At 55.1% G+C, this 3,148-nt stretch carries 4 protein-coding genes; 1 reads left to right on the top strand and 3 read right to left on the bottom strand.

The window, feature by feature from the left end; genetic code table 11:
• Positions 1-905 (top strand): signal recognition particle-docking protein FtsY (ftsY, locus tag Q1M25_RS09200; RefSeq protein ID WP_300483996.1); only part of this gene is annotated, 905 nt, incomplete at its 5' end.
• A 157-nt stretch (positions 906-1,062) separates the two neighbouring features.
• On the opposite strand, the gene Q1M25_RS09195 is transcribed toward ftsY, so the two are convergent.
• The 3 genes from Q1M25_RS09195 to Q1M25_RS09185 all read right to left on the bottom strand — a co-directional run.
• Positions 1,063-1,959, bottom strand: a complete 897-nt coding sequence (locus Q1M25_RS09195; protein ID WP_300483994.1) for a polyprenyl synthetase family protein — start codon at positions 1,957-1,959, stop codon at positions 1,063-1,065.
• On the bottom strand, positions 1,943-2,170 hold the full coding sequence (locus Q1M25_RS09190; protein ID WP_003681131.1) for an exodeoxyribonuclease VII small subunit: 228 nt from the start codon (positions 2,168-2,170) through the stop codon (positions 1,943-1,945). Before Q1M25_RS09190 ends, Q1M25_RS09195 begins: the two co-directional genes overlap by 17 nt.
• A gap of 137 nt (positions 2,171-2,307) precedes the next feature.
• Positions 2,308-3,148 (bottom strand): RNB domain-containing ribonuclease (locus Q1M25_RS09185; protein ID WP_300483991.1); only part of this gene is annotated, 841 nt, incomplete at its 5' end.

Genomic DNA, 3,148 nt, shown 5'->3' with positions numbered 1-3,148 from the left:
GTTGGGCTGCGCGTTTGAAACAAGGCTTGACCAAATCACGCGACAAAATGGCAAAATCGTTGGCAGGCGTGTTCGGAGGCGGACAAATCGACGAGGATTTGTACGAAGAGCTGGAAACCGTGCTGATTACCAGCGATATGGGCATGGAAGCCACCGAATACTTGATGAAAGACGTGCGCGACCGTGTCAGCCTCAAAGGCCTCAAAGACGGCAACGAATTGCGCGGCGCGCTGAAAGATGCGCTGTACGACTTGATTAAGCCTTTGGAAAAACCTTTGGTCTTGCCGGAAACCAAGGAGCCTTTCGTGATTATGCTTGCCGGTATCAACGGCGCAGGCAAAACCACATCTATCGGCAAATTGGCCAAATACTTCCAAGCGCAGGGCAAATCTGTATTGCTGGCGGCAGGCGATACTTTCCGTGCCGCCGCGCGTGAGCAGCTCCAAGCTTGGGGCGAACGCAACAATGTGACCGTGATTTCGCAAACTACGGGTGATTCCGCCGCCGTTTGCTTCGATGCCGTCCAAGCCGCGAAGGCGCGCGGTATCGATATCGTGCTGGCCGATACTGCCGGCCGCCTGCCGACGCAGCTTCATTTGATGGAAGAAATCAAAAAAGTGAAACGCGTGTTGCAAAAAGCCATGCTGGATGCGCCACATGAAATCATCGTCGTGCTTGATGCCAATATTGGTCAAAACGCCGTCAACCAAGTGAAAGCCTTTGACGAAGCGCTGGGCCTGACCGGCCTGATCGTCACCAAGCTCGACGGTACGGCCAAAGGCGGTATCCTTGCCGCCCTTGCCTCCGACCGCCCTGTTCCTGTCCGCTACATCGGCGTAGGTGAAGGCATCGACGATTTGCGTCCGTTTAATGCCAAAGCGTTTGTGGATGCCCTATTGGATTAAACGGACAGGCTGAGGCTTGTCAACGCAGTTTGCGGGGGATTTTTGAGCCGTATTTTGAATGACTCTGCATTCGGGTGATACCAGCCAAACAGGCTATTAAAAAGGCCGTCTGAAACCTAAAATCAGGTTTCAGACGGCCTTTATTGATTTACAAGGTTTAGTTTTTCCGTGCAGTAACAAACTCGGCCAGTTGGCGCAGGCGCAGGGCTTTGTCGCCGAATGGCTCGATCAGGGCAACGGCTTCTGCAATCAGCGTTTCTGCGTAAGTACGCGCGGCCTGCAGGCCCATCAGTTTGACGTAGGTCGGTTTGTCGTTGTCCGAGTCTTTGCCGGCGGTTTTGCCCAAGGTGGCGGTATCGGCTTCGCAGTCCAATACATCGTCGATCACTTGGAAAGCCAAGCCTAATTTGGCGGCGTAGCGGTCTAAGGTTTGGATTTGCACCGGTGTTAAGTCCGGGCAGGAAAGTGCGCCTAAGGCCACGGCCGCGCGGATGAGTGCGCCGGTCTTGAGGCTGTGCATCTGTTCCAATTCGGCCTGATTCATGGCTTTGCCGACATTGGCCAGGTCGATGGCTTGTCCACCCGCCATGCCGAGGCTGCCGGATGCCTGGGCCAGCGTGGACAACATGGCAAGCTGGCGTTCGGCAGGCAGGCCTGTCGGACGGCTCAGTACATCAAAGGCTTGGGTTTGCAGCGCATCGCCGACCAAAAGGGCGGTGGCTTCATCGTATTGCACATGGCAGGTCGGTTTGCCGCGGCGCAGGCTGTCGTTGTCCATCGCCGGCATATCGTCGTGAACCAGCGAATAGACGTGCACCATTTCGATGGCCGCCATCGCCTGCTCGACGGCATTTTGGTTTGCTTCGCCCAATTCGGACGCGGCAAGCACCAAAAGCGGGCGCAGCCGTTTGCCGCCGCCGAGGGTAACGTAACGCATGGCTTCGTGCAGCGTGTGCGGCACTTGGCTTTCAGACGGCAAGAAATGCGCCAGCAGCAATTCGGTTTGCGCTTGGGCTTTTTGCTGCCATGTTTTGAGTTCATTCGCCGGGTTCAAGGTTCAACTCCTTCAGTTCGCCGGCATCCAAGACTTGCAGTTTCTGCTCGACTTCCGCCAATTTGGTTTGGCAGTATCTGACCAATTCGTTGCCTTCCTGATAGGCGGCCAGGGCGTCTTCCAGCGGCATTTCGCTGCTTTGCATGGCTTGGGTCAGGGTTTCGAGGCGGGATAAGGCTTCTTCAAAGGATTGGGGGGCGTTTTTTTTCATGGTTTGAAATGATGGGCAGAAAAGGGGAATTGTAGCATTTTTAGATGATGAAGGCCGTCTGAACAGGGGATGAAAACGAAATCAAAGATTTCTGTTTCTTTGTTCAGACGGCCTTTTTTTTAAACGGAATAACGTTATCAGCCCGGTAAAACGGCTTTTTGATAGTTGAGCGCGATAAACTGCTTCTCGGCATCCAATTCAGTGATTTTGAACAATGCCTGCGATTTGGGCAGCGCATCAAACGGAATACCGGTCGCGCGCGTTACCAGCGGCAGGCCTTCAATGCGGACGAGGTCTTCTTTGAGGATGGTGGCCGTCAGCTCGCTCGTGCCTTGCTGTTGCAGATAGATGAGGCTCCAGTAGGCTTCCATCTGACGTTGGAAGTCGGCGTAGGCTGTATAGGCGGCATCAAAGTCGCGCAGCGCGGCGAAAAGCTCGGCATCGCTGTTTTGATACAGCGGCTCGGCAGTGTCGTCGATCAGGCTGATCAGCTGCTTTTGGTTGATGTAGTCAGCGGCGCGGCGCAGCGGCGAGGTAAACCAGCCGTAATGCTGCACGCCCATGCCGATGTGCGGCTCGGATTTGGTGCTCATGCGCACTTTGCCTGCCGGTTGGACGCGGAAAAGGCCGGGCAGCTCGTTTTCGTCCAGCATTTGCGCCCAAGTGCTGTTGGCAAGAATCATCATCTCGCTGACCAGCGTATCGATGGGTGAACCGCGTTCGCGGCGGACGACAGATACGTTGCCTTCCTCATCCAATTCGATGCTGTAATCGTATTGCGGCGCGCGCTCTGGCTCGTATTTGCCGCGCGCTTTTTGCAGGGCGATGGCAAATTGATAGAACCAAATCAGGTCTTGATGGTGGGCAAACATCATTTCGCCTGCTTCGTCCAAGCCGGTTTCGGCGTTGAAATGCGGCTCGATGGTTTGAATGCGCAGGTTTTCGGCGATGTTGACCGCTTCGATTTTGCAGGTCGGC

Origin of the sequence: uncultured Neisseria sp. (assembly GCF_951230505.1) — a bacterium.
Taxonomy (GTDB): Bacteria; Pseudomonadota; Gammaproteobacteria; order Burkholderiales; family Neisseriaceae; genus Neisseria.
This window is presented reverse-complemented; position numbering and strand designations above follow the sequence as displayed.

Excerpts from the sequence above, each read along its gene's own strand:
- Q1M25_RS09190 (WP_003681131.1), bottom strand. The coding sequence starts at position 2,170 with ATGAAAAAAAACGCCCCCCAATCCTTTGAAGAAGCCTTATCCCGCCTC.